The following is a 25,065-nucleotide window of genomic DNA, read 5'->3' as shown; positions in this document are numbered from 1 at the left end:
AGGATGTCAGCACTGGGCTCAAAAAGCATACAAAAGAGGCACAATGAACGCGATAAGCTTGCTATTAAAACGCAACAATAAACGGCGCCAATTCCGTAAAAAAGTACATTTACACGAAACCGATGATTTAAGAAAACGCCTCATGTTGTTTGCAGGCGTTATCGCGTCGCACAGTTTGGCAATGGTGTTTTTTGAAGACCTGAATTGGTGGCAAGCATTCTGGCTCACCATGACTTCAGCCAGCACCACTGGTTATGGAGATATCTCTGCTGCCTCCTTTTGGGGGCAATTTTGCACCATTGTTTTAATTTACGGAATGGGCATCACATTGCTCGCACAAATTGCCAGTGACTATGTCGAAATTAGGCTGATACGCAAAGAAATGCGCATCAAAGGCCGTATGGAGTGGGACGATATGCAAAACCATATACTGATAGTGAATACACCGAAGTACGATTCGGAACGCTACTTAAAGCTGTTGATTAATCAAATTATTAATACCCCTGAATTAGCCGAAACGCCCATCCAAATTTTAACCACCGCGTTTCCCGAAGGGCTCCCTATAGAGATCCGTTCAAAAGGCGTCGTACACCATACTGGCGACGCACTGGAAGACGGAATGCTAGAAGCCGCTAATGCGCAAAACGCAAAATACATCATTGTGCTTTGCCAAGATGTTCAAGACAGTCACTCAGACAGCTTGACCTTTGACACACTGCATCGCATTCAAGCACTTAACCCAAGCGCTTTTATTATGGCCGAAGCCATCAATGATTCAAATCGACCTCGCTTCAAAGCAGCCGGCGCAAAAGCCGTAATCAGACCCGTGCGAGCTTATCCTGAGATGTTGGTCCGATCATTAATCGCTCCGGGCACAGAGCAGGTATTAGAAGATCTATTCCGCCACCAAGGTGATCATACCATTCGATTGGATGTACACCTCAGCCACGTTACTTGGGCGAAAGTCGTGACAACATTAATCCAAAAAAACATCGGTACGGCATTAGGCTATGTATGTCAGGATGGCAGCATTATCACCCACCCAGAAACGTATTCCACGATAGATGCAGAAGGTTTGATCATCTTGATCAATGACGATCAAGTCATCCCGCCTTTGGAAGAAATCAGCGATTACTTTACGTAATCACACGGAGCGCTAACGAGACTGATCGTTAGCGAAATCTGACTGGGCTCATGGGGATTTGCTTTGTAACTTGAGCCCGATACTTTCAATTTGGTTGCCATTCATCTGTCTAACGGTTAAGCGTAAATTTCCAAATCGTACTCGGTCGCCCACCACCACACTTTTACCAAGCTTACGCTGCAACAGCTCTGCCGCGGTTTCCGCTGGGTCAAGGTCGTCTAAAGGCACACCATATACTTTTGCCAAATCAATCAATGGTGCATCGCCACGCACCGCAAATTCACCAAAGAAATTCTGCAGTAGAAACGAGCCTGAAGCTTGCTGTGAAAAGATCTGCGCCACATCGTTTACATCGCTTGGGTGCAGCAGCATCCAGATACGGTCTTCGGGTTGCAATAAAGTACTCGCATTCACCACCTTGGGCTGATGATCTCGCACTAAAGACACGAGCTGTGGTGTGGAGACGGTCTCACTGGGTACATTTTGTAGGATAGAGCCAGGGATTCGTATGCCTTCTGCTTGTACAACAAACTCATACAATTCTAGGGCAGGTCGTGTTTCATCATTAATGAGCGCATAACGCGTTGTCGGCGCCGGAGCAGGCGGCACAACAATCTTCAACCAGCGCGCCATATGCGGCACAGTCGACCCTTGTAATAACAAGGAAATCAATACGACAGTAAAGGTAATTTCAAACAAGAGTTCTGCGTTGGTCAATCCCGCGATAACAGGATAGAGAGCCAGAACAATGGGTACAGCCCCCCGTAACCCAACCCAACTAATATAAAGACGCTCCGGCCAACGAAAATCAAATGGCAGCAAACACACAAACACCGCCAAAGGGCGAGCAACAAAAATCAAAAATGCCGCAATTGCAACTGCCTGAAGACCATGCGTCAACAAGCTAGATGGCGTCACCAAAAGTCCAAGCAACAAGAACATACCCGCTTGCGCTAACCAAGCCAAACCGTCCATCACTTGAGAAATTGCATCAAGTTGCTTGATACGGCCATTACCAACGGTTAAACCAACGAGATACACCGCAAGAAAGCCACTCCCGCCAAGCATATTGACGCCAGCGAACACCGCCAAGCCAAACGAAATAATAAGTAAGGCGTACAACCCTTCAATCAAAGGAACACGTCGTAGCACCATAAGTAGCAGCCGACCGCCAAGCAAACCAAAAGCAATGCCAAGAGCAAATTGCTGAACCATTTGCCCTAAAAACGCCATCACACTCAACGGTTCCGCGCTTTGCATAAGGCCTGTCAGCATGACCACTAGCAAGATCGCCATGGGATCATTGGCCCCAGACTCAATCTCCAGCGTCCCCCCTACTCGCTCATTCAGCTTAACACCACTGTTTCGTAACAAGCTAAAAACGGCAGCGGCATCGGTTGAGCCAACAATGGCACCAAGCAGCAAGCCGTAAATGAGTTTAACGTCTAACAACCAGGCCGCAAAAGTACCGACGGACGCCGTTGTGAACACAACCCCAAGGGTGGCAAGAGACAGAGAGGGCCAAAGAGCAACACGAAAGGTACTGGTTTGAGTTTGCATGCCACCGTCTAAGAGGATAACGGCAAGCGCCAGATTGCCCACAAAGAAGGACATATCGGTATTATCAAAATTAAGACCGCCAATACCCTCTTCACCGGCCAGCATCCCCATACCTAGGAATACTAAAAGAAGAGGCAAACCGACACGTACAGTAAAAGAGCTCGCTAAAATGCTAACGAGCAATAAGATCCCTGCTAGAAAGATAAATCCATTCGTATCGATGGCGTCACAACCTGTTTTTTAGAGTTGACCTGTTAACGTTAAGTACTTTTCCATGAGTTGTTCTTCGCTTTCCTGACGATTTGGATCGAGAGGAATACAATCCACAGGACAAACCTGCTGACATTGCGGTTCATCAAAATGTCCAACGCACTCAGTACATTTTGAGGGCTCAATGACGTAGATTTCATCACCTTGAGAAATCGCTTCATTTGGACACTCAGGCTCACACACATCGCAATTGATGCATTCATCAGTAATAATAAGAGACATTCTGCTCTCCTAAAAGCCAGCCACACGCTCACCCAAAACCAGCTAATCTTTTTACTTACCGCTTGGATTCGGGTGATTTGATTTTGAGCTAGGTCGTTGTGTCTAACGCTTTGACAAAAAAGTTACGTAATTTGGAAGTGCTCTTGTAGAACACGTTTTACGGCCGGATCGACAAACTTACCAAACTCACCATTTAATGACGCAATCTCTCGAACCAACGTCGATGAAATATAAGAATGCTTCTCAGACGGTGTCAGAAAGATGCTTTCAACATCGGGCGCTATCGCACGATTCATATTGGCAAGTTGAAATTCATACTCAAAATCAGACACCGCACGCAAACCGCGGATAATAACGTGCCCATTTACTGAGCGAGTAAACTCTGTTAATAGGTTATTGAACCCCACCACCTCAACGTTAGGAAGATGTCCTAACACTGTTTCAGCCAATGAAATACGTACTTCATGGGACAAAGCAGGGCGTTTTTTTGGGCTCGCTGCCACGGCAACAATCACTTTATTAAACAGCTTTGATGCGCGCTCAACCAAATCCGTGTGGCCGTTCGTAATCGGGTCAAAGGTCCCCGGATAAACCGCAATCGTTTTCATAGCTTTCATCCAAACAATTAATAAGGGAGAACGTCGGGTAACGAACCTTTTTCTTGTTCGCGCTCATGCCCGTTTAAAGGTCGCATCATATAGGAATACGCCCCTGTTCTCAATTCACTGAAATGCGATGATAGCAATCTCAACGCAGAATCATATAGGTTTCTGGTATTAGAAACGAAACATAACAAAAAACAAAGTAGCCCTGCGCCTCTCTGCTCACTAGCAAAGAGGCGCTGACAAGACTAAAAACTATAGGGCATTAACACCTGTTTCAAAAAGGAAATCGCCAGAAAAATAAAGATCGGCGATAGGTCTAAGCCCCCTAATGTTGGAATCACACGCTGACACGTTCGATATAAAGGCGCTGTAATTTGCCCGACCAACATGGCACCTGGATGGTTTGCCCCCGGTGCCACCCAGCTTAAAATAACCGATATCAGCATCGCCCAAAAATACAGGTCTAACAGGTGGTACAGCGTGCCCGCCAAGGTGAAGATAGCGTAAGAAACCGGTGATACACTAATGCCTTTAACACTCAATACTAAAAAGACGGTTAAAAACTGCACCGCAAAAGCCAGCACCAAAGAAGCCGTATCAAGACGTCCAATGGCAGGAATAATTTTGCGCAGAGGCAAAACGAGCGGACTGGTTGCTTTGACAATACCTTGACTGATGGGATTGTAAAAGTCTGCGCGCGTCAGTTGCAGAACAAGACGCAACAACACAATAAACAAATACAGGTTAGCAATAACCTTTATAAGCATAATAAATGGATCTGAATTCATAACCAAACGCCTTCCGTTAATCTTTCTGGGCTGAAAAGTCTTTTGACATTTCTTGTGAACGTGTAACACAAGCGGTCATGGCATCCGCCACCACTTTGTCGATATCAGCGGCCTCAAAGGACATCAAGGCTTGCTGTGTTGTGCCATTGGGTGAGGTAATGTTATGACGCAACTGCTCAATAGGATCGTCTAACTCTGTCACCATACGCGCTGCTCCTAACATGGCGTGACTGGCAAGTTTACGACACGTTGCTTCTTCTAAACCCTGTGCTTGACCATTTTTTACCATAGCCTCAAGGAAACGAAAGAAGTACGCCGGGGCGCTGCCAGACAAACTCGTCACAGTATGCATGTGCGCTTCATTCTCAACCCAAACCGATTCCCCTATGCCAGCAAACAGGTCGGTGACCCAAGTCTTTTGCGCCTCTGTTGTGTGCGCATTCGCAATCAAGCCAGTAATACCCGCTCCGACTTGTGACGGCGTATTGGGCATAGAACGCACAATGGCAACCGGCTTCTTCAACCAATGGGCCAAAGACGCTAACTCCACTCCGGCTGCCACCGAAATAAACAGCTGATCGTCGCGTACTTGATCTGCAAATCCTTCCAGCACGGCTTGCATTTGTGCAGGTTTAACACACAACACCACAACGTCGGCATCGCGCACAGCAGAGGCATTATCAGCCAACATGCGCATATTGTATTGCTCATGGTAAAAGGTGCGTTTTTCTGCCGTTCTAGAGGTACCTATGATGCTGTCTGCTGGGTAGCCGTTCGCTAACATGCCGCTAAAAATGGCTCTTGCCATGTTTCCCACGCCAATAAAGGCAATACTTGGTGTCATTTTTTTTCCTATGATTGAGTTCTTTAGAAAGCGTATTGGTACATAACGAGAAGATTATACAGAATAATCTCTTGCACCAAAAATAGCGGTGCCAACTCGAACCATGGTACTGCCTGACGCAATGGCGGCGGGCAAATCGCCAGACATACCAATGGATAATGTATCCACCTCCGTCTGCTTCGCTGATAACGCGTTAAAAGCATCCGCTAAGGGGCGATACACAGCACATTGAGCATCGTGAGAGTCTTGTGGCGCAGGGATGGCCATAAGCCCTTTTAAGCATAAGTTAGGTAAGCTGTTTACCAACGCCACCATATTATCTAATTCAGACAAGGAAACGCCCGCCTTACTGGCTTCGCCACTGATGTTTACCTGAATGCAGACCTTTAAAGGAGGTAAACTCTCAGGGCGCTGTTCACTCAAGCGACGGGCAATTTTTTCTCGATCAATTGAGTGTACCCAGTCCATATTCTCAGCAATCATACGAGATTTATTGGACTGAATCGGGCCAATAAAATGCCACTCGATGTCCGCTAAGTGTGACAACGTCTGACGCTTTTCAACGGCTTCTTGTACGTAGTTTTCACCAAAGGCCCGTTGACCTGCGTGATAAGCCGCCTCTAACGCAGAAACAGGCTTGGTTTTACTGACTGCCAGCAGACGAACACTGTTTTTAGGACGCTGGTATTCCTCTGTTAATTGGCAAATCTGTTTCTCTACACTCGCGATATTACCAGCGATCTCTTCCATTTCATGTGCGGTTGTCTTTTGTTCAATGGACATATGTTCGATAGACATAAAACGTTTGTGCTCCTTTTCTAAAACACGACAATAAGCCACTTTTTTCAACGAAAGGCATCATAAAAAGCACTCGCTTTTTATGATTTATATTGAATAAAAATCCGCACTGGATTGATAATATTTTCCGTGAAATTCCAGTCGATAACCAGACATCGTGTTCAGGGTTTCTGCCGCTGAATGCGCCGCGTGATAAAGGGCGTCTAATGACGAGTGCTCAGGGTAAAAGGCTATCCCTATGGCAATACCGCCTTGAACCAAACGGTTATTCTCAAACGCTGTACTGCTTAACGACGTTAGCAGTTTTGTGGCCACCACTTCAGCATCATCAAGTTGTTGAATACGAATGCCCATCACGAGCTCTTGTTCATCAAAACAAGCAACTAAGTCATTATCGCGTACCGTTTCTTTCATGGCATCCGCTAACTCTTTCAACTCCGTCTCGTCAGTTTCACCTTTAGACAAAAGACGCAAAGAAAACAAGGCTGCACGCAAGAAGTGTCGACGAGAGTCTTTCAAAACAATATTAAAACTGTTTTCAAAGCTAAAACGACGTAACAAGCCTGTTTTAGGGTCTCGATGACTGTCCTCTAATAGAAGTTGATCGGCTTTTTCACGTTCGAAAATGGCACGCAACCAAGACACATAACAATCAAGCGCCAAGGTCATCAGTTCATTCTCTAACGATTTGCCCTTTTTCTGAAAAGCCAACACAAGGTAAATAGCGTCTTGTCCATCCGACACACTCGCCATGGACACAGTCTCAAAGCCATTTGTTTCTAAAAAGGCAGACCAATTTTTCCATTCCATTGATGTCTGAATGTGATCATCAAAACGCATAGGACGCGATGGACTGGCCGCAAATGTCAACAATGCAGGCGGCACGTGTGACAGTTGACCTTGACCATTTTGCAACGCTTGGTTGGTATCATCATGGTATTGCACTTGCCATTGCTGGCAGTCTTTTTCGCAGACCAGAAATAAACAATACGCATCGACTAATTGCGTTTGCAATTTTTGTTTAAACTCGCCTAACAAGGTACTAAACAAAGCGCCTTTTGAGATCGCATGAATCATCTTAGGCATGTCTCTGTACAAGCTTTTTATGAAGTCCCGTTCTTTTTCAAGATAAGCAATACGTGATTGCAAAACTTGCTGCTCAGTGAGTGAGGCATTTGATGCGTCAATGGACATGGGAGAATGAACACCTTGTTAATATGTGATTCAAGTTAGATTAACGACCCGATGGGAAAAGTAAAGGACTAGTAAGATCAGGTGGTTAAAAGTTCACCCGATCTTACTGGTTTCTTACACGACTTGGTACACTCTTTGTCCTGAAATGTACGTCGACATAACACGCCCTACCAATTCATCACCAAAGTAAGGAGAGTTATGTCCCTTGGTTTTGCGCCCTTCATAAGACCAGGTCCAGCGAGCCGTACTGTCGAATAAGATAAAGTCCGCAAAGCTACCGACGGCAAGAGAACCGGCCTCCAACCCAAAACAGGCCGCAGGCCCAGAGGTTAGACATTGCAACACGGTTGCGAAATCCAGATCGCCTTCATCCATAAGTTGCATTGCCAAGGGCAAGATAATTTCTACGTTTGCCATACCGGGTTCCGTTGCCGCAAAAGGCGCAATTTTCGCCATTTTTTCATGGGGCTGGTGATCCGAACAGATGGCTGAAATCACACCGGCTTTAATGCCTTCGATTAAGGTTAAACGGTCTTCGTCGCTGCGCAGGGGAGGTAAAACGTGATAGTGTCCGTCAAAATTATCCAGAACCTGATCGGTCAGTAACAAATTGTGCAAGGCAACATCCGCCGTGACATCCAGGCCAGACGCTTTAGCATCTGCAATCATTTCAATCGATTTTGCACAAGACAAGCGTGCAAAATGTGCCCGCACACCGGTTTTCTCTACCAACAATAAATCCCGCATCAAGGCGATGGTTTCCGCTTCTTCTGGAATCCCCGCCAAACCGTGCATAGTGGACATTAAACCTTCATGGGCACAGCCCCCTTCGGACAAACTGGTCTCATCAGGGTGAAACACCACCAACAAATCGTGTGTGGCAGCGTATTCCAAAGCACGGGACAACACCTTAGTACTGGCCATCGGATTTCTATGATTCGACAAAGCAATACAACCGGCTTCCGTTAAGCCCACCATGTTACTCAATTGTTCACCGGCTAACCCTTGTGTTAACGCACCCAGTGGAAAAACATTTGCCATCCCAGCCTCATCGGCTTTGTCTTGAATCAGAGCAGCAACCGAGGAGGTATCAACAATAGGGCGTGTGTTTGGAGGACACACCAAGGTCGTGACGCCCCCTGACACAGCGGCGCGACCTTCACTGGCAATGGTGCCTTTTTGGGTAAATCCAGGCTCACGCAGAGACACCGCCACATCCACTAAACCTGGCAATATCCACTGCCCTGCAGCATCGAGAATGTCGGCGTTTTCAAAGCCATCAGGCGCTTCTCCGATCGCTACCACTTTTTGGTTTTCGATGAAGAGATCAACCACCGCATTTATGTCTTGGCTTGGGTCGATCAATCGACCATTTTGAATACGTAATTTCATCTTATTTCTCATCCCCTGTTGCTGCACCGTCTTCACTTTGTAGCTGGCCACTCATGGCCATAGACAGCACCGCCATTCGTACCGCAATGCCGTTGGTCACTTGATCTAAGATGACAGACTGACGACCGTCAGCCACTTCAGACGAGATTTCCACACCACGGTTGATCGGCCCAGGGTGCATCACAATAGCGTCCGGTTTTGCCCAAGCCAGGGTGTCTTCCGTCAATCCATACAAGCGATAAAATTCACTTTCGCTTGGCAATAAAGCCCCTTTCATACGTTCTTTTTGTAAACGCAACATTACGACAACATCCACATCCTTGAGTCCCGCTTCTAAGTCATGGCAAATCGTCGCGCCCATTTCGGCAAAAAAGCTTGGCACCAGGGTTTTTGGTCCAACTAAACGCACATCACTGACGCCTAACGTCGTCAATGCTTGCAACTGAGAGCGCGCCACTCGGGAATGCAAAATATCCCCAACAATGGCTACTTTTAACCCTTCAAAACGTCCTTTATGACGACGAATCGTCAGCATATCCAGCATGGCTTGTGTCGGGTGAGCATGGCGACCGTCCCCTGCGTTGATAATAGCCACATTCGGCGTGCAATGTTCGGCGATAAAATGCGCGGCACCACTGTCAGAGTGGCGCACAATAAACATATCACTTTGCATCGCTTCAAGATTTTTCAGAGTATCGAGTAACGACTCCCCTTTTGATGTGGCTGAAGTCTCAATGTTTAAGTTAATCACATCGGCAGAAAGACGCTTAGCCGCCAACTCAAATGTGGTGCGAGTGCGGGTGGAGTTTTCAAAAAACAAATTCACCACGGTTTTACCGCGCAATAAAGGGACTTTTTTAACCGATTGCTCGCCCATCGATAGAAAAGAATCCGCTCGGTCAAGAATTTCAGTCAAGATGGCATGGCTTAATCCATCCAAGGTCAAAAAGTGCTTAAGCTGTCCGTGTTCATTTAGCTGTAATGCCCGGGGCTCGGATCGCATCATGGTTTGCTTTCCTCAAACTGCAAAGACAAGAGTGTCTTTTTTCTACATAATTAGGATGTTTAGATAGGAAAATGCCCGGTGCAGACTGGCTGCAACCGGGCACTAAAACCACTAAACCATTAATATTAAATCGCTATCTCGCCCTATTCTTTGGCGAAATAGACTGGTACTTATTACTGTGTCGTCTCTTCTACTCATACGCTAATTGTCGTCTGTGTTCGCAAAAAAATAAAGCTTTGTTGTGTATATTAGCGCGTTTCTATGACAGAAACTTGCAAAGGATTCGGCCCGGTTAATTTAACCCGTTGGTGAGTATTCAATGTCAGGCGTTCACCAATAATGTCCGCAGCAATGGGCAATTCGTGCTGACCCAAATCGTACAAAATCGCTAACGTGATACTTGCAGGTCGACCAAAATCAAACACTTCATTCATGGCTGCGCGAATGGTGCGACCTGACATCAATACATCGTCCACCAAAATAACATGACGATCTTCTATTGCCGGCAATAATGTCTGATTTACCTTGGGGTTTAAGCCTGCTTTGGTAAAGTCATCGCGGTAAAACGTGATGTCTAGGGTCGATAGAGGCTCGCTGGTTGGTACCGCTGACATCAGTTGCTCTGCCACCCAAACACCACCTGAATGAATGCCCACCACAATGGGCTCTTCAATCTGATGCGTCTCACAGTAAGTACTAAGCTGAGAGGCCATTGAGGCCAGCGCTTTGTTTAAATCTAACGTCATTGTCTTTAAGCCTTGCTCTTAATAATAGAATTCACAGGGTATGACTTAATAGCGGGTCGTGAACCAGGTTTCAATAATCATCTGCGCCGCCAAACCGTCTACCGAATTTTCTTTGAAATTACGATTGCCACCACGCGCCATGACTTGGCCTTTTGCTTCATAGGAAGATAAGCGCTCGTCCATCATAAAGTAAGGACGATTAAAACGTCCATGTAGGCGTTTGGCAAATTTTCGCGCCCGTTGACACATCTCATTTTCTGAACCGTCCATGTTCAATGGTAAACCGACCACAAACGCATCCGGTTGCCACTCCGACACAATACGAGCGATCTCGTCCCAGTTAGGAATGCCTTCTTTTGCCTTTAACGGATCAAGTGGCTGAGCCGTGCCGGTAATTGTCTGTCCAATCGCCACGCCTATGCGTGTTGTACCAAAATCAAAACCCAATACTGAACGAACAGTATTGGGTTCTTGGGTGTCTGTTGCAGACGTTTCTGTTGAGGGTAACGCTGTCATTTAACCATGTCCTATGTCCGGAGAAAGTCTGGCCATGTCAATTCCCAACACCTGAGTCGCAGCGGTAAATTGCATGTCACTGGGTGTGTGGAATAATACGTCTAAATCCGCTTCACATACCAGCCAATCATTGTTGGCAATCTCTGTTTCTAATTGACCCGCATCCCAACCAGCACAGCCTAGGGTAATACGGAAGGCGTCTGGGCCAGCGCCCTTTGCAATGTCTTCTAACGCTTCAAGCGATGCCGACAACGAGATGTCTTCTGTCACTGGTAACGTGTTGTCCCAGACTTTATCCGCGGTGTGTAGAATAAAGCCACGCTCAGACTCAACAGGGCCACCGTTGTAAATGGGCTCTGAGGCCAAGCTCGCTTGTTGAATCGGCATTTTGAGATGTGCAGCCAATTCAGAAAATTCGACGTTGGCAGGGCGGTTAATGATGATACCCATCGCCCCTTCTTTGGAGTGTTCACAAAGATAAATAACGGTGTGCTCAAAGTGTGGATCGTTTAAATGTGGCATAGAAATAAGAAAGTGATTTTTAAACGAATCGAAAAATGTATTCATAGTCATGAGCCCTCTTTAATTGATGACAGCGCCTTGATGAATCACGCCGATGTTAAGATAGAAAAAGCACTTGAACTTGAGAAAATCTCGCCCATTGTGAACGATATGTACAGGTAGAAAAGAACAGATAGAAAACGGTCGATGACGATGACCGATGTTTTTAGTATAAGGAAAAATAAAAATTTACCTAGCCCTAAAGCAGAATTTCTTCGCAAATCCCTTCAAAATCCACGTTCGAACCCGTAGACTTACCTAATCGTTCCTTGGTTTTAACAAACCGTCACACCAAGGTTTTCATTGCCCTGTTAAGGATGTGTTATGCCTTACTTACCCTTGCCACAAGCTTTGATTGAATCGGTTCAGACCGTGTTATTCGATCGTCTTGATGCTGGGCGTTTGACCCGGTGGCAACAAGCGTATCAAGCCGAAACCGTTGATTTACGCTACTTCTTCCACAGCGGTTGGTCTTCTTAGTTTTTTGTTTTGCTCCTGCTCTTCGTTGGCGCTTTTAAAGCGTCACGACTTCTCTTTTTAGCACTAGACAAAAAATACTTTCGCCCTTTTGTTGGCGATATAGGATACCAAGATGACGTTACAAGCAATCGATTACACCAGCCCAACCGCCCAAGAAGACTTCGTTGCCTCTCTACGAGAAACCGGCTTTGGGGTACTAAAAAACCACCCGATTCAAAAACAGTTGGTCTCAGCGATTTATCAAGAATGGCAAACGTTTTTTAACAGCGATACCAAATACGACTACCGCTACAATGTCGGAACACAAGACGGTTTTTTCCCGCCTGACGTGTCTGAAACAGCAAAAGGTCATACCAAAAAAGACATCAAAGAATACTTTCATTACTACCCTTGGGGGCAATGCCCTGCGGATAAAAAAGCCTTGTTGTCACAGTATTATGCAGAAGCCAATAACTTGGCTTTAGAACTGTTAACTTGGGTCGAGAAGCATTCCCCTATTGAGGTGGCGCAGCATTACTCTCAGCCGCTGTCTAGCATGGTAGACGGCAGTGACCAGACATTATTGCGCGTATTGCATTATCCGCCATTAAAAGGCGATGAAGAGTTAGGTGCGATTCGTGCGGGTGCTCACGAAGACATTAATCTATTAACGATTTTGCCGTCGGCAAATGAACCAGGTTTGCAAGTGAGAACCAAAGACGGCGCTTGGATGGATGTACCTTGTGATTTTGGCACGCTCATTGTGAATATTGGTGACATGTTACAGGAAGCTTCCGGCGGCTATTTCCCGTCGACCTCTCACCGAGTGGTTAACCCTGCAGGAGCAGATAAGACGAAATCACGTATTTCGTTACCCTTGTTCTTACATCCTAAACCGGCCGTTGTGTTGTCTGAACGTCATACCGCAAAAAGCTATTTGCACGAACGTTTAGTGGAGCTTGGGGTTATTTAACCCCCTTATTACTTATAACGCCTCTTTTTTGCTTACAACGCCTTTCGAACGGTTTAAATGCCTGACTCTTATAGTAAAAGTCAGGCATTTTTGTAGGCTAAATTCGCCCGCCAACCATCGCGGCAAATTCAGTGACGCAATACTAAGCGGCTGCTTTCTTTTTCTTCTGAGAAAACTTCACCGCAGAATAAATAGACAAGGCCGTTAATACCAAGAAAAACAAGGCAATGGGTCTGTCATATAAGAACGACCATGAGTTCTCATACATCAACAGGGATTTTCTTAGGTTGGTCTCGGCCATCGGCCCAAGAATCATCGCAATCAAAATGGGGGACAAAGGCACTCGGCATTTGAGCAAGGTAAAGCCCAACAGACCAAAGAACACAGCCACACCGATGTCAAACATCGAGTTATTGATTGAGTAAGCGCCAATAACTGACAGGAACATAATGATAGGAATCATCAGGATTCTAGGAATTTCGATGATTTTACAGAAGAAGCGAATACCGATTAAGCCTACAATTAACATGACAATATTGGCCACCAGCATCGAGCTGAAAATGTTGTAAACCACTTCTGGGTTGTGCGTGAACAGCAATGGGCCGGGAGTTAAGCCCTGAATCACCAAAGCACCCAATAGTACGGCGGTTACGGCATCGCCAGGCACGCCCAGTGTCAACAAGGGCACAAGCGCCCCACCTGTGACCCCATTGTTGCCCGCTTCGGCGGCACTCAAGCCTTTAATCGAACCATTCCCAAATTCTTCTGGGGTTTTCGAAGCACGTTTGGCTTCGTTGTAACAAACAAAAGAAGAAATATCCGCACCCGCACCCGGCACGCTGCCGATCACGGTTCCCAACACACCGCTTTTTACAGCGGTTGGGGTGATTTCTTTTAGATCTTTTCGACTGAGCATTTTGAGACTGAAGTTGCGTAGCGTTTGTTTCTTCTCGGTCACCACACTCTCTAATTGAGTCAGTGCTTCCGATAAAGCAAACAAGCCAATAAGCACGGGAATAATACTAATGCCGCTGTACAAATCCATCATGCCAAACGTAAAACGTGGCACACTGGTAATGGGGTCAAGCCCAACAGTCGATACCAGTAAGCCGATAGAACCCGCCAACAAGCCTTTTAATAAATTACTGCCTGAGATACTACAAATAATCGTCAAGCCAAACAGCGCCAACGCAAAGTATTCTGGTGCATTAAAGCGCAAGGCGAAGTTCGCTAAAATAGGGGCGAATAGGATTAACAGCACGGTACTGATAAAGCCACCGCTGAAAGAGGAAATCGCGGAAATACTCAAGGCACGTGCCGCTTGGCCTTTTTTAGTCAGAGTATAACCATCCAACACACTGGCCGCTGACGCCGGTGTTCCCGGTGTATTCAGCAAAATAGCCGCAATCGAACCACCGTATATGCCACCGATGTAAACACCAATCAGCATCACCAAGGCCGCGGTTGAATCCATCCCAAAGGTGAAAGGAAGTAAGATCGCGACCCCCATGGTGGCGGTTAAACCTGGCATCGCCCCTAGCGTAATACCGCCCACCACACCAAAAATCAAAATCGGTAAAATATCGAAACTGAGGGCCGTTAGTAGCCCGTTAAATAGATGATCAATCATAAAGCAGCTCTGTTAATAGCCCTTCTGGGAGAGCAACATAAAACACATTGGCAAAGACGTAATAAATCACCACAGTAAACACAATGGCGACCAGGTAGTAATAAAGATTCTTCGTTCTGAAGAACAGCAGATACACACCAAATGCCAACAACGTCGCCAAGAAGTACCCTAAGAAGTAAATCGTAGTGGCGTACCCTATAATGAACACAGCGCCAAAGAGGGAGTACTTATTAAGAAAAGGTGCAGAGTCAGACTCGCTCTCTGTATCTAATAATTCACCCAAAATGATGAAGAAACAGATAATGATTTGCAGCACCGCAATAGCCGTAGGGAAAAACTTTGATCCTACACTGGCGTCTTGAAAGTTCGGCACAGAAAACTGGCTAATAAAGTACAAAGCGACAACACTGATCACAATGATGACGCTTGGTAAAAGAATTTTTTTCACATTCATTTGGGTAACCTTTTAAAAAAGAGCGCCCTTTGACAGGCGCTCTTCACGACCATCAGTTAATTAACGCTCCAAGGTTTTTCACATCATTTTGAACAAATTCAGTGAACGCCTTTGCATCCAAATTGTGAATGGTCATGGCACCATTTTCCATGAACTGTTTAAACTCAGGTGACGCCATCGCTTTGTCAAACGCCGCACCCAAGGTCTCTACTACCTCATCCGGTGTGTTTTTTGGCACACCAATACCACGCCATGTCCCGGTTACTACGTCAAAACCCTGCTCTTTCAGTGTTGGGGTATCCGGTAGGTAAGCAATACGCTCTTAAGACATCACACCCAATGCTTTTAACTGACCTGATTTGATTTGCGAAATGGCTTCGCCCGGTGTCACCATGGTGACATCCGTATGGTTACCCAATACCGCAGGAATGGCTTCCGACGCACCATTGTAAGGAATCGCGTTTAGCTTGATGTTTTGGCTTTTTTCCAACGCCATCAAATAGAAGTTTGGCTTAGCCGTAGACGCAAATTTCAACGCACCGTCTTTCTTTTTTGCGGCTTTAACAAGGTCGTCAATGCTTTGATAAGGGCTATCTTGGCTAACCAATACGACCGCTGGGTCTAGGTTCACCATGCGAATCATTTTAAAGTCGTCTGCCGTGTGTTGCATCAACCCCATTTGTGGCAAAGACGCAATTTCACGGGTTACCACCGTCAACGTGTAACCATCAGGACGTTGTTGCGCACCAAAACTCATACCAACAGCACCCGCGCCACCGGTACGGTTCATTACGATGATATTTTGATCCAGTACTTCTTTCGCAGAGTTAGCGAGGGCACGACCTACTGAATCGGTACCACCACCTGGACTGAATGGAACCACCATGCGAATGTTTTTAGAGGGATAATCGGCCGCTGAAGCGCTCGCAACAAGGGTGAGTGCCGCGGCAGCCAGTGTGGTTTTTATAATTTTTTTCATACTTTATTACCTTCTTCTTTTATTGTTTTTACTTTTTAATGTGTTGCCACAATAGGCAGTAGTACAGGGCGTTTGCCCTTGATCTTTATTACAAGACTATATTTTCACTAGGGGCACATTTGCCCACCATTTACATCCAGTATTTGACCTGTAATGTAGCCACTGCAGGCGTGGGAAGCGAAAAATAAATAGCTGGGTGCCAATTCCTCAACACGACCAAAACGTTTCATGGCAATGCTGTTGGCGATGGTGTCTTTGACGTGACTGGGCTTGTCTTCATGGAAAGCGGTATCGATCGTACCGGGAGACACAATGTTGAAGCGTATGTTGTCTTGGGTGAACTCTTTCACCCAGTTACGGTGAATATCGTGCAACCACGCTTTTGATGCGGCATAAAGTCCAGCACCCACACCGCCCCCTTCACGCCCAGCGATTGATCCGGTACTGATCACACAACTGGTTTGCCCGGACTGCGCCGCAGAGGCGCGTAAATAAGGGATCGCATACTTTGTGACCATTAAAACTGACCGAGCGTTCAAATCCATGACGCGATCGTAAAACGCATCGTCAATGTTTTCCAGTCCTTCGCGACCGCCTAAACCACCCGCGTTGTTGATAAGGACATCGATCCCACCAAAATGCTGAACAAATTCATCGACCAGTTTTTGACATTGTGATGACTGACTGAGGTCGGCTGAAAAATACATCACATCCCCTTCTAGTCCATCAAACTCGGATAACACCGAGGCAACGGACTCATAAGGTTGTCGTCCATTGATGCCGACCTGCGCCCCTTGGGCGGCCAGCGCTTTTGCCGCAGCCAAACCAATGCCTGCGGTAGAACCTGTGATGAGAACTTTTTTGCCTCTTAGGTCAGTAAACATATTTTTCCTCACAACATCTTTTGTATTTTTTATTTGTTATACAATATCACAATAATACAATTAGATAATTATGCAATAGTGAACAATAGAAAAAAATGCTATAAATCTGTCTAGTGTTATCTAAAATATTAATAAGCAGCCACAGGGTATTTGTTACACTCATGAATGAAAAACTCAGTATGAACTATGGGATCAAGCGCGGTTTGCATGTGCAAATAGCCAGTGATATTGCACGTAAAATATTATCTGGCGAGCACGAAGAAGGTGAAATATTGCCAACGGAAATGGTGTTATGCGAACAGTTTGGTGTCAGTCGTACCGTACTTAGAGAAGCGGTTAAGTTATTGACGTCAAAAGGATTGGTTTGCTCTCGTCCCAAGATAGGCACACGGGTAGTAGAAAGAGACAGCTGGAATTTTTTAGACCCGCAAATGCTTGAGTGGATGTCAGAAGTCAGCGACCACACGGCTATTTCTTTGCAGTTTTTGGCTCTGCGTCGAGCCATTGAACCTGAAGCCTGTTTTATCGCAGCACAGAACGCATCGGAGCAACAAAGAGCGCATCTAACCACGACATTTCAAGCCATGTGCGACGCGGCAAACCGAGAGCCATTCGATCAGCATGAGTGGTCAAATGTCGATCAGCAGTTCCACCAAACCATTTTTGCTGCGACAGGTAATCCTTTTTATATTGCCTTTGGCAATCTATTAAACTCCATGTTTAAAAGCTTTATCATCCACTCTTCGAGTCAAGGCGATACTTGCCTGAAAGAACACAGATGCATCTATGAAGCGATCATGGAAAAAGACCCTGTTAAAGCCAAAACCTGCTCCATGGAACATTTGAAAGAACACAAGCATCGACTGCCTGAGCCACTGCCAGGCGCAACAGGTAAGCAAGATCACAGCGCGGCTTAACCAAACTAGAGGCGCTTACTGGTACGAATACAGTTGCAACAAAAGTAGATTAGCCGCGCTCTGAATAAATCCAATATGGCACAGCAAGTGATTTAAGAAATGCGTCAGCGTTGTTGCCTTGCAGTAATGACAGGGTAGCCAAGATACCCGCATTGACGCAATTCGGTGCCGCAACAGTTACACTTCTTGGGGCTTTTTCGACTGGCCAACCAGTAAGTGGATTTAAAACGTGAGAGTAGCGAACGCCTGATTTAAGAAGAAATCGGTGACGGTCTCCTGAAGTCGCTAAGGCCCCCGAAGATAAGCTAATAATCTGATCTGAGGTATGATCGGCCTTCAGCGACTCTATTCCAACTCGCCACCCCTGCCCGTCTAGTCGTGGCCCACTGCATGCAATATCACCTCCGCCATTGATGAGCACCGCCACTGGCACATCGCCGAAAATCGACAAAGACAGTTTGAGCATTTTATCCACTGCGTATTCTTTACCGATGCCACCAAAATCCAATTCCATCCCTTTAGGAAGACACAACTGATCAGGGGACTGTGGGCTCCAACCCAGTTTTTCCCAGCCGACATGCACCAGCGACGTTTGTATTTGTTCTGGACTGGGTAGGTTATCACTGCCATCAAAGCGCCAAGCTTGCCTTAAAATGCCAGACGTTATATCAAACAAACCACCAGACACTTGATGGGCATGATACGAAAACAGCATCAACTGCGCGGTTTCCTGATCCAGTGTTTGTTTAACATCTGGCCATGAGTGAATCATCGAAAAAGTATTGTCCACCTGATAGCGACTGAACTTATGCTCAATACGCCAAGCTTCTATGATGGCTTTTTTAGCCGCCTCAATAACCAGATCAACACGATCGCACTCTATTAAAATAGAATAATCACTGGCCATGCACTCAAATTGCACGCGATACGAATACCCTCCCTCTGACCACACAGTGGGCACTGGGTGTTTACTGGGATTAAGGCGTGCTTCTATCGGTAACTTTTGGATAAATTTCATGGCGTCTCTTTATCAGAAAGGCGCTTTTTCATCACAAAAAAGCGCCTTTTTACCTTTAAAATTTATAACCTATCATCAACATTGCTGCATCAAGACCAGGGTACAGTTCTTGTGATGTCAGCTTACCGTAGCCGTCATCCCCTGAACTTTCTTGGTGATACAATGAGAAGCGCGTGTAAAATTCGGTCTCGTCAGCAAATTGATAGCCGTATCGCAGCCCTATGGTATAGGTGTCTAAATCCCCTAATCGATAATCTGCGCTGGCAAAATCTACCTCAGTATAAGCGCTTGAATCTAGGTAACGATGATAGAAATCCGCTTTACTTTGGCTATACCAACGCAGCTGAGGTTCTAAATATTGATGATCAAAGCGGAACCGATACTTCGCATCAATAGTATGTGACGTGATTCCCCAATCATCGAACATATAACGATAACTTACATCGAGTATGTCATTGTTATCGAATTGATGTTTTGTTTGCCAATACAGACTTTGTTTTAAACGAGAATCAGGGCGTTTTTCATACAAGTACAGGTTGCGATTATTAACCGTGTAGTTACCACCGTAATTATTGCCAGTTGAGTCGTCGTCGATCACCGATAGGATTTTATAAGGATCGGTCAGGTAACCCGAGCTGGTGTTAATTGAATAGTTAAATTGCATGATGGTATTGCGGTTCACTACCTGTGTGAGACCAAACACCGCATCCATAATACTTTTGCTTTCAGAGTCGTCACGCTGGGCGAACTCACTGGACGATGCACTTTCAGGGACTTGAAATAAACCTGTTGGTACGCCCCCTTCAGGATTAATCGTATCATTAGCAGCCCCAAGGCCCAGCGTCAACGTGGTATTTTTTTGATTCAAATAACGGGACACACTGCTGCTAACACCAAGTGATTGGTAATCGTGTTCTTTCGAAACGTAACCTCCCACACCATAGGCCCAGTCACGGTTAATGGGTGCGTTCCAGTTACTTGAAAGAGCAACGCGAGTGTCTCTAAAAGTATCGTCTAAAGGTTGATCACCCACCGCCGCTGTGTAAGTCCCATTACCTGATGGGCTGGTAAAGGTTTGTGCTTCATCGCTTGGTGTCGCACCGTTGGCGGATGCCCCCGTGAGTGTGTCAGCGACCAGTTTGACGTTAAGGCGGGTTTCTGAATCATAATTTTTCGTGGCACTGATCACCGGCTCTGCAGCCGAAACTCGCCCATCGCTTTCAGAGTACAGCAAAAAGGCAGAATCCACGTCCCAACTTTCTTCAGCGTGAGCAGTAGACAAGCTTCCTATTAGAGCGCAGCTCGCAGCGGCCAATACTTTTGCTAATTCATGGTTTTTTTTCATCGTCTTAGTTACAGCCACAACCGCCACCTCCAAACCCTTGACCACCACTGCTTGCTTCTTTACTGAAGTAAACATGGTCATTCAAACTACTCTCAACCGGCTCGTTAATTAGACTCATTTCCTGCTGAGCCAAAACATCACGCTCCCAAGCTTTGACACCCATTTCACTGCAACCTGTGATCAAAAAAGTGATACCGATTACGCCCATTAACATAAAATGCTTACTCATTATTTACCCTCACTCTCTGCCAGCAACTGCGTAATAACACTCTCGTAATTAGCCAGTTGATCTTGATGAAAACCGGTATGAACCGCTCTGATTCTGCCTTTTCGATCAACTAGAAAACTGGTTGGCATACCAATGACACCAAAGCGATCTGGCATCGTGGCGTTGTTATCAAACAGAACCGTAAACCCTGGTGAATACTCTTTTAGGAAATCAAGTGCTTGTTGCTTGTCTTGATCTAAATTGATGGCAATGACCTTAAACCCTTGCGCTTTATACTTAGCCTGCATCTCGGTCATCCAAGGAAAGGATTCGCGACAAGGCCCACACCAAGAGGCCCAAAAATCAACAAGCAAGACATCACCACGAACATCTTGCAATGACTGTGGCTTCCCTTGATATTGAGGGAGTTGTTGGCTGGCATGAGGGGCTTTTTTAGCCTCATCAGCAGAAATTAGGGCGGAGGCAGAGGCCGTAACGCTCAACAACAAACCGCAACAAAGCGTCGCAGCGATCAGAAAATAGGGTTTTGCTACCATCGTATGTTTCCTTCTTAAGGTTATACCTTGATCATAAGGAACAATTCTTAAGAGAAAATTAAGCCTACCCATAAAGGGCATAAGATTACGTTAAGGTTCTTTCTTTATAGTAGTGAAAAGCTCGCTATACTAAGGATCATGCTGTGGTTACCTTCTCTTCTTTTCGTTCTTACCACCTGTTTATCGTGTCGATATTGGCGTTACTTTCAATTGGAACAGCGCAAGCCGATACGACTTTCTTAACCCCCTCTGAAGCCTTTGTGGTGGATGTCGATGACAGCAAAAGAAGTGTTCAGTGGCACATTGCAGAGGGCTACTATTTGTATGCATCAAAAGTAGCGGTTTCCCAATCCACTCCCTCGCTTCCCTCTGGGCAATCACCTGTATCCTTCACGTTTTTATCCACGCCCGAAGAAAAAGAAGACCCAAATTTTGGTCGAGTAAACGTCTTTCATCACACAATGGGCATTAGTATCGGCCCGATCAACCGTGACGCTGGAGACATTAAGGTCACTTATCAGGGCTGTGCCGCCGCCGGTTTATGCTACCCACCCCAGACACTAACAATATCTAATGTCGCTTCTTCTCCTGATACAAACCGCCCAACTGACACTCAAGTGTCATCGTCAGGCGAAGAAGAAAAGTTGGTCGATTTATTACTAAACGGCAATCATCTTTGGGTGTTGTTGACCTTTTTTGCGCTCGGTCTTGGATTGACGTTTACCCCTTGTGTTTTACCTATGATCCCCATCTTAGCGGGGATTATTGCTGGCCAAGCTGGCAACATCACAACAAAAAAAGGCTTTTTCCTATCGCTTTCTTATGTGCTTGGTATGTCGACGTCTTACAGCATCGCCGGCGTATTGGTGGGCTTATTTGGCGCTCAACTGAATTTACAAGCGCTCTTCCAAACACCGATTGTCATCATGGCGTTTAGCCTGCTGTTCATCTTATTGTCTTTGTCCATGTTTGGATTTTACGAGCTGCAACTGCCCGCTTTTTTAAGAGACCGGTTAGATCGTTTGAGTCAAAAGAGTGTGGGAGGCCCTTATCTGGGCGTGGCTGTGATGGGGGCTATTTCTGCGCTTATCGTGTCGCCTTGTGTGTCTGCACCCTTAGCGGGCGCTCTGATCTACATCAGCACAACAGGCGACGCCGTACTGGGTGGCAGCACCTTATTTGCGATGAGTTTAGGCATGGGAGTGCCTTTATTATTGGTCGGCCTTGGGGGAGGAAAATACTTACCGAAAGCCGGTATGTGGATGATGCAAGTCAAAGCGGCTTTTGGTGTTGTCTTGCTCGGCGTTGCCATTGCACTGGTTTCCAGAATCGTCTCTGATACCGTCAGCGTTACATTGTGGGCCATACTTTGTCTGCTCTATGCACTTTACCTTTCCCCTTTTCAATCAACAGAATCTGGCTGGAGTAAACTCCGTCAAGGCATCGCACTGATAGTACTTTTTTATGGCTTCTCTTTGCTTTCATCCAGCTTGGCAGGCCAACCGAGTATCATGACCCCCCTAGCCTACCTCAGTGACTCAGTGTCTAACGAATCAAAAGAAACACCAACCCCTTTATTTGAAAGAATAAGCGACGTTACCTTAATTGAAAACGCCATTGCTCAAGCAGAACTCGAAGGCAAAATTGTCGTGGTCGATATTTATGCCGATTGGTGCACTTCCTGCCTAGAAATGGAAAAAAACGTCTTTGCTCGCAAAGAGCTGCAATCATATCGTCACTCTACTGCGTTTCTACAACTTGATATGACCAACAACACACAGGCACAACAGGACTTTTTGAGTGACTATGGTATCTTTGGTCCGCCTACTGTGTTGTTTTTATCCAAGCACCGTGACGTTTTGACTGTACGCCAAGGAGAGTTGGGATTTGCCGAATTCCAACAGCTCATTGATTCTGCCTTAATGGCTTTATGATGAAGGAAATACAATTGAGAATATTGGTGGTAGAAGACGATGTCTCTTTGGCCGATGGCTTAGTCACTGCGTTAAAGCGCGACGGTCATACCGTTGACCTTCTACAAGACGGTATCCACGCTTTAGAAGCCCTGACCAATGAACGCTTTGACTTGGTTATTTTAGACCTTGGCTTACCTAGGTTAGACGGCTTTTCTGTTTTAAAACAGTTACGATCCAACAGCAACAGTACGCCGGTTCTGATTTTAACCGCAAGAGATGCCACGGAAGACAAGGTCGAAGGACTAGACCTAGGTGCCGATGACTACCTGGTTAAGCCCTTTGATGTCATCGAATTAAAAGCCCGCATACGTGCTTTATTAAGGCGAAGTAACGGGCGTTTTGTGAGTGAAATCCATTATCGAGGTCTCACCTTGTTCCCAGACAGCCATAAAGTTCTTTATCAGGAAAAGGAGGTTAACTTAACACGCCGGGAGTTTACGCTATTGCATGAATTGGTTAGCCAGCCTGGGCATGTGTATACCCGAGATGTACTGATGCAGCTCATTTATGGCTGGGAAGAGAGCGTAGACAGCAACGCTCTAGAAGTCCACATACACCATTTACGTAAAAAAATATTTCCCGATTTAATTCGTACCATAAGAGGCATTGGTTATGTGGCTGACCAAAAAATGGGGTGAAAAAGTCGCGTTAAATTCGATAAAGCGCCGCACACTGTTCATCGTTATGTCTGTTTTTACCTTGGTCAGCCTACTGGTGATGGTCATAGGTTTGGTGTTTGCTAACCATGAAGTAGAAGAGTTATTCGATGCCCGATTGGCACAGCAAGCCAGACTATTATTGGTATTATCCGACAACATTAGCCACGAAGATCACCACACAACTCGGACCTTATTAAAAGACATCACCAATACCGATCAAAGTGTCGGCCATAAGTACGAAAGTAAAATCTTTTATCAGCTGTGGAACGCAGATCAGTTAAGTGCCTCCTCTTCACCGCTTACTCTAACGCCACAAAAAAGCGATGAAGCCGGTTACAGTGTTGCCAATGCCGATGGATACGAGTGGCGTGTGTTCACCTTGCACCAAATCCATGGTGATAAAAAAGTCGTGGTGGCTGAACGCGCCGATATACGAGGTGAAATCGCACAACAAATCGTCATTCAGACACTTATGCCGGAACTGTTAGGTTGGCCTATCGTGGCGATTTTTGTCTCACTGGCCGTCGGTCTGGGGCTGGCCCCCTTACGGCAACTCGCCTCTAAAATCACTCAGCTCACACCTGAAAAACTCGAACCCATTTATTTGCCCATCACCACGAAAGAACTCACGCCCGTACAAAACGCTTTAAATCACCTCTTAACCGAAGTGGATGTGTTGATGGAGAGAGAAAAGCGCTTTATTGCCGATGCCACTCATGAGCTACGAACGCCTTTGAGTATTTTAAAAATACACGCGCAAAACGCTCTTACGGCTGACAATGATCTTGAGCAACGCCACTCTCTGGAGCAACTGGTAAAAGGGGTAGATCGATCAACACGCATTGTTTCACAGCTGTTAGTACTTGCTCGTTTGGAGCATCAAAAACACCCTATCAAGGCGCACTCTGCTGATTTTTTAGTACTGACTCGCGCCATTATTGCAGACATATTACCTTTGGCTTGGAAGAAAAACATAGAAATCACCCTCGATGCGGACGAAGAGAGCGCATGGAACAGTCTAATGGACAGCAGCCATATTGAAATACTATTGCAAAACCTACTCAGTAATAGCTTGAAATTTTCCCCTGATCACAGCGTGATACAAGTTCGCCTCAGCCAGCACGCCAATATCATCCAATTAAGTGTGGTTGATAACGGTCACGGTGTCACAGAAGAGCAACGCCAACGCCTCAGCGAACGCTTCTATCGCTCAAGCAAAATAGAAGGCGTAGGCCTCGGCCTATCCATCGTAAAAAACATTGTTGATAAATACCATGGCACACTTGAATACAGAGATTCCCCTCAGCAAGGCTTGACGGTTAATGTGATGTTGCCAACGCTATAAGTCGACACTTAATGA

The 25,065-nt window shown here is 46.0% G+C and carries 26 protein-coding genes and 1 pseudogene; 7 read left to right on the top strand and 20 right to left on the bottom strand.

Annotation, left to right across the window (positions count from 1 at the left end):
- Nucleotides 1-43: 43 nt before the first annotated feature.
- Nucleotides 44-1,144 carry a potassium channel family protein gene (locus LG368_RS04680; RefSeq protein WP_226753572.1) on the top strand — a complete coding sequence of 367 codons (1,101 nt, stop codon included), beginning with the start codon at nucleotides 44-46 and terminating at the stop codon, nucleotides 1,142-1,144.
- 48 nt (nucleotides 1,145-1,192) lie between these two features.
- Here LG368_RS04680 and LG368_RS04675 read toward each other — a convergent pair whose 3' ends face one another.
- The 12 genes from LG368_RS04675 to LG368_RS04620 all read right to left on the bottom strand — a co-directional run bounded on the left by LG368_RS04675 (nucleotide 1,193) and on the right by LG368_RS04620 (nucleotide 11,652).
- Nucleotides 1,193-2,926 carry a potassium/proton antiporter gene (locus LG368_RS04675; RefSeq protein WP_226753641.1) on the bottom strand — a complete coding sequence of 578 codons (1,734 nt, stop codon included), beginning with the start codon at nucleotides 2,924-2,926 and terminating at the stop codon, nucleotides 1,193-1,195.
- Nucleotides 2,927-2,944: 18 nt separating this feature from the next.
- On the bottom strand, nucleotides 2,945-3,196 hold the full coding sequence (locus tag LG368_RS04670) for a YfhL family 4Fe-4S dicluster ferredoxin (protein WP_226753571.1): 252 nt from the start codon (nucleotides 3,194-3,196) through the stop codon (nucleotides 2,945-2,947).
- A gap of 122 nt (nucleotides 3,197-3,318) precedes the next feature.
- Nucleotides 3,319-3,804, bottom strand: a complete 486-nt coding sequence (coaD, locus tag LG368_RS04665) for a pantetheine-phosphate adenylyltransferase (protein WP_226753570.1) — start codon at nucleotides 3,802-3,804, stop codon at nucleotides 3,319-3,321.
- Between the two features lie 242 nt (nucleotides 3,805-4,046).
- Nucleotides 4,047-4,589 (bottom strand): YggT family protein, encoded by a 543-nt coding sequence (locus LG368_RS04660; RefSeq protein WP_226753569.1) that lies wholly within the window; start codon nucleotides 4,587-4,589, stop codon nucleotides 4,047-4,049.
- Nucleotides 4,590-4,605: 16 nt separating this feature from the next.
- Entirely contained in the window at nucleotides 4,606-5,433 is an 828-nt protein-coding gene (proC, locus tag LG368_RS04655; RefSeq protein WP_226753568.1) for a pyrroline-5-carboxylate reductase, read from the bottom strand.
- Between the two features lie 54 nt (nucleotides 5,434-5,487).
- On the bottom strand, nucleotides 5,488-6,231 hold the full coding sequence (locus LG368_RS04650; RefSeq protein WP_276572992.1) for a YggS family pyridoxal phosphate-dependent enzyme: 744 nt from the start codon (nucleotides 6,229-6,231) through the stop codon (nucleotides 5,488-5,490).
- Between the two features lie 87 nt (nucleotides 6,232-6,318).
- Nucleotides 6,319-7,425, bottom strand: coding sequence for a GGDEF domain-containing protein (locus tag LG368_RS04645; RefSeq protein ID WP_226753567.1), 1,107 nt, complete (start codon nucleotides 7,423-7,425; stop codon nucleotides 6,319-6,321).
- Nucleotides 7,426-7,539: 114 nt separating this feature from the next.
- Complete coding sequence (locus LG368_RS04640; RefSeq protein WP_226753566.1) at nucleotides 7,540-8,817, bottom strand: dihydroorotase; 1,278 nt, start codon at nucleotides 8,815-8,817, stop codon at nucleotides 7,540-7,542.
- A gap of 1 nt (nucleotide 8,818) precedes the next feature.
- Nucleotides 8,819-9,823 carry an aspartate carbamoyltransferase catalytic subunit gene (locus tag LG368_RS04635; RefSeq protein WP_226753565.1) on the bottom strand — a complete coding sequence of 335 codons (1,005 nt, stop codon included), beginning with the start codon at nucleotides 9,821-9,823 and terminating at the stop codon, nucleotides 8,819-8,821.
- Nucleotides 9,824-10,071: 248 nt separating this feature from the next.
- Entirely contained in the window at nucleotides 10,072-10,569 is a 498-nt protein-coding gene (gene pyrR / locus LG368_RS04630) for a bifunctional pyr operon transcriptional regulator/uracil phosphoribosyltransferase PyrR (RefSeq protein ID WP_226753564.1), read from the bottom strand.
- Nucleotides 10,570-10,614: 45 nt separating this feature from the next.
- On the bottom strand, nucleotides 10,615-11,085 hold the full coding sequence (gene ruvX, locus LG368_RS04625) for a Holliday junction resolvase RuvX (protein ID WP_226753563.1): 471 nt from the start codon (nucleotides 11,083-11,085) through the stop codon (nucleotides 10,615-10,617).
- Nucleotides 11,086-11,652 (bottom strand): YqgE/AlgH family protein, encoded by a 567-nt coding sequence (locus tag LG368_RS04620; RefSeq protein ID WP_226753562.1) that lies wholly within the window; start codon nucleotides 11,650-11,652, stop codon nucleotides 11,086-11,088.
- A 318-nt stretch (nucleotides 11,653-11,970) separates the two neighbouring features.
- On the opposite strand from LG368_RS04620, the gene LG368_RS04615 reads away from it, so the two are divergent.
- The gene (locus LG368_RS04615; protein ID WP_226753561.1) at nucleotides 11,971-12,126 is read left to right on the top strand and encodes a hypothetical protein; all 156 of its coding nucleotides are present in this window, start codon (nucleotides 11,971-11,973) and stop codon (nucleotides 12,124-12,126) included.
- 112 nt (nucleotides 12,127-12,238) lie between these two features.
- Nucleotides 12,239-13,078, top strand: coding sequence for a 2OG-Fe(II) oxygenase family protein (locus LG368_RS04610; RefSeq protein ID WP_226753560.1), 840 nt, complete (start codon nucleotides 12,239-12,241; stop codon nucleotides 13,076-13,078).
- Nucleotides 13,079-13,220: 142 nt separating this feature from the next.
- Here LG368_RS04610 and LG368_RS04605 read toward each other — a convergent pair whose 3' ends face one another.
- From LG368_RS04605 to LG368_RS04590, 4 genes and pseudogenes are all read right to left on the bottom strand, one after another.
- Nucleotides 13,221-14,708: a tripartite tricarboxylate transporter permease gene (locus LG368_RS04605; RefSeq protein WP_226753559.1), complete on the bottom strand. Its 1,488-nt coding sequence runs from the start codon at nucleotides 14,706-14,708 to the stop codon at nucleotides 13,221-13,223.
- Nucleotides 14,701-15,162, bottom strand: a complete 462-nt coding sequence (locus tag LG368_RS04600) for a tripartite tricarboxylate transporter TctB family protein (RefSeq protein ID WP_226753558.1) — start codon at nucleotides 15,160-15,162, stop codon at nucleotides 14,701-14,703. The genes LG368_RS04605 and LG368_RS04600 overlap by 8 nt, the downstream gene beginning before the upstream one ends.
- A 52-nt stretch (nucleotides 15,163-15,214) precedes the next feature.
- Nucleotides 15,215-16,048, bottom strand: a pseudogene (locus tag LG368_RS04595) (tripartite tricarboxylate transporter substrate binding protein).
- Between the two features lie 200 nt (nucleotides 16,049-16,248).
- On the bottom strand, nucleotides 16,249-17,025 hold the full coding sequence (locus tag LG368_RS04590; RefSeq protein WP_226753557.1) for an SDR family NAD(P)-dependent oxidoreductase: 777 nt from the start codon (nucleotides 17,023-17,025) through the stop codon (nucleotides 16,249-16,251).
- Between the two features lie 179 nt (nucleotides 17,026-17,204).
- On the opposite strand from LG368_RS04590, the gene LG368_RS04585 reads away from it, so the two are divergent.
- Nucleotides 17,205-17,942, top strand: a complete 738-nt coding sequence (locus LG368_RS04585; RefSeq protein ID WP_226753556.1) for a FadR/GntR family transcriptional regulator — start codon at nucleotides 17,205-17,207, stop codon at nucleotides 17,940-17,942.
- A gap of 49 nt (nucleotides 17,943-17,991) precedes the next feature.
- On the opposite strand, the gene LG368_RS04580 is transcribed toward LG368_RS04585, so the two are convergent.
- From LG368_RS04580 to LG368_RS04565, 4 genes are read right to left on the bottom strand one after another with little or no spacing between them, the layout of a single operon-like run.
- Nucleotides 17,992-18,960, bottom strand: coding sequence for an FAD:protein FMN transferase (locus tag LG368_RS04580; protein ID WP_226753555.1), 969 nt, complete (start codon nucleotides 18,958-18,960; stop codon nucleotides 17,992-17,994).
- Nucleotides 18,961-19,015: 55 nt separating this feature from the next.
- Nucleotides 19,016-20,323, bottom strand: coding sequence for a DUF3570 domain-containing protein (locus LG368_RS04575; protein WP_226753554.1), 1,308 nt, complete (start codon nucleotides 20,321-20,323; stop codon nucleotides 19,016-19,018).
- Nucleotides 20,310-20,534 carry a DUF4266 domain-containing protein gene (locus LG368_RS04570; protein ID WP_226753553.1) on the bottom strand — a complete coding sequence of 75 codons (225 nt, stop codon included), beginning with the start codon at nucleotides 20,532-20,534 and terminating at the stop codon, nucleotides 20,310-20,312. Before LG368_RS04570 ends, LG368_RS04575 begins: the two co-directional genes overlap by 14 nt.
- The gene (locus tag LG368_RS04565) at nucleotides 20,534-21,070 is read right to left on the bottom strand and encodes a TlpA disulfide reductase family protein (RefSeq protein WP_226753552.1); all 537 of its coding nucleotides are present in this window, start codon (nucleotides 21,068-21,070) and stop codon (nucleotides 20,534-20,536) included. Before LG368_RS04565 ends, LG368_RS04570 begins: the two co-directional genes overlap by 1 nt.
- A 143-nt stretch (nucleotides 21,071-21,213) precedes the next feature.
- Here LG368_RS04565 and dsbD point away from each other — a divergent pair, with 143 nt between their 5' ends.
- Genes dsbD through LG368_RS04550 form a run of 3 tightly spaced genes read left to right on the top strand, consistent with a single transcriptional unit; the run spans nucleotide 21,214 to nucleotide 25,050 of the window.
- On the top strand, nucleotides 21,214-23,004 hold the full coding sequence (gene dsbD, locus LG368_RS04560) for a protein-disulfide reductase DsbD (RefSeq protein WP_226753551.1): 1,791 nt from the start codon (nucleotides 21,214-21,216) through the stop codon (nucleotides 23,002-23,004).
- Nucleotides 23,005-23,018: 14 nt separating this feature from the next.
- Complete coding sequence (locus LG368_RS04555; protein WP_226753550.1) at nucleotides 23,019-23,684, top strand: response regulator transcription factor; 666 nt, start codon at nucleotides 23,019-23,021, stop codon at nucleotides 23,682-23,684.
- Nucleotides 23,659-25,050, top strand: coding sequence for an ATP-binding protein (locus tag LG368_RS04550; RefSeq protein ID WP_226753549.1), 1,392 nt, complete (start codon nucleotides 23,659-23,661; stop codon nucleotides 25,048-25,050). Before LG368_RS04555 ends, LG368_RS04550 begins: the two co-directional genes overlap by 26 nt.
- The last annotated feature ends 15 nt before the right edge of the window (nucleotides 25,051-25,065 follow it).

It is taken from the genome of Marinomonas algarum (assembly GCF_020532605.1).
GTDB classification, from domain to species: Bacteria; Pseudomonadota; Gammaproteobacteria; order Pseudomonadales; family Marinomonadaceae; genus Marinomonas; species Marinomonas algarum.
Note: the sequence above shows the minus strand (reverse complement) of the source record. Positions and strands in the feature narration are given on the sequence as shown.

What these genes read in the sequence shown, in the direction of transcription:
- LG368_RS04680 (WP_226753572.1), top strand. Translation starts at nt 44, where the DNA reads ATGAACGCGATAAGCTTGCTATTAAAACGCAACAATAAACGGCGCCAA.
- LG368_RS04670 (WP_226753571.1), bottom strand. Translation starts at nt 3,196, where the DNA reads ATGTCTCTTATTATTACTGATGAATGCATCAATTGCGATGTGTGTGAG.
- coaD (WP_226753570.1), bottom strand. Translation starts at nt 3,804, where the DNA reads ATGAAAACGATTGCGGTTTATCCGGGGACCTTTGACCCGATTACGAAC.
- LG368_RS04660 (WP_226753569.1), bottom strand. Translation starts at nt 4,589, where the DNA reads ATGAATTCAGATCCATTTATTATGCTTATAAAGGTTATTGCTAACCTG.
- proC (WP_226753568.1), bottom strand. Translation starts at nt 5,433, where the DNA reads ATGACACCAAGTATTGCCTTTATTGGCGTGGGAAACATGGCAAGAGCC.
- LG368_RS04650 (WP_276572992.1), bottom strand. Translation starts at nt 6,231, where the DNA reads ATGTCTATCGAACATATGTCCATTGAACAAAAGACAACCGCACATGAA.
- LG368_RS04645 (WP_226753567.1), bottom strand. Translation starts at nt 7,425, where the DNA reads ATGTCCATTGACGCATCAAATGCCTCACTCACTGAGCAGCAAGTTTTG.
- LG368_RS04640 (WP_226753566.1), bottom strand. Translation starts at nt 8,817, where the DNA reads ATGAAATTACGTATTCAAAATGGTCGATTGATCGACCCAAGCCAAGAC.
- LG368_RS04635 (WP_226753565.1), bottom strand. Translation starts at nt 9,823, where the DNA reads ATGATGCGATCCGAGCCCCGGGCATTACAGCTAAATGAACACGGACAG.
- pyrR (WP_226753564.1), bottom strand. Translation starts at nt 10,569, where the DNA reads ATGACGTTAGATTTAAACAAAGCGCTGGCCTCAATGGCCTCTCAGCTT.
- ruvX (WP_226753563.1), bottom strand. Translation starts at nt 11,085, where the DNA reads ATGACAGCGTTACCCTCAACAGAAACGTCTGCAACAGACACCCAAGAA.
- LG368_RS04620 (WP_226753562.1), bottom strand. Translation starts at nt 11,652, where the DNA reads ATGAATACATTTTTCGATTCGTTTAAAAATCACTTTCTTATTTCTATG.
- LG368_RS04615 (WP_226753561.1), top strand. Translation starts at nt 11,971, where the DNA reads ATGCCTTACTTACCCTTGCCACAAGCTTTGATTGAATCGGTTCAGACC.
- LG368_RS04610 (WP_226753560.1), top strand. Translation starts at nt 12,239, where the DNA reads ATGACGTTACAAGCAATCGATTACACCAGCCCAACCGCCCAAGAAGAC.
- LG368_RS04605 (WP_226753559.1), bottom strand. Translation starts at nt 14,708, where the DNA reads ATGATTGATCATCTATTTAACGGGCTACTAACGGCCCTCAGTTTCGAT.
- LG368_RS04600 (WP_226753558.1), bottom strand. Translation starts at nt 15,162, where the DNA reads ATGAATGTGAAAAAAATTCTTTTACCAAGCGTCATCATTGTGATCAGT.
- LG368_RS04590 (WP_226753557.1), bottom strand. Translation starts at nt 17,025, where the DNA reads ATGTTTACTGACCTAAGAGGCAAAAAAGTTCTCATCACAGGTTCTACC.
- LG368_RS04585 (WP_226753556.1), top strand. Translation starts at nt 17,205, where the DNA reads ATGAACTATGGGATCAAGCGCGGTTTGCATGTGCAAATAGCCAGTGAT.
- LG368_RS04580 (WP_226753555.1), bottom strand. Translation starts at nt 18,960, where the DNA reads ATGAAATTTATCCAAAAGTTACCGATAGAAGCACGCCTTAATCCCAGT.
- LG368_RS04570 (WP_226753553.1), bottom strand. Translation starts at nt 20,534, where the DNA reads ATGAGTAAGCATTTTATGTTAATGGGCGTAATCGGTATCACTTTTTTG.
- LG368_RS04565 (WP_226753552.1), bottom strand. Translation starts at nt 21,070, where the DNA reads ATGGTAGCAAAACCCTATTTTCTGATCGCTGCGACGCTTTGTTGCGGT.
- LG368_RS04550 (WP_226753549.1), top strand. Translation starts at nt 23,659, where the DNA reads ATGTGGCTGACCAAAAAATGGGGTGAAAAAGTCGCGTTAAATTCGATA.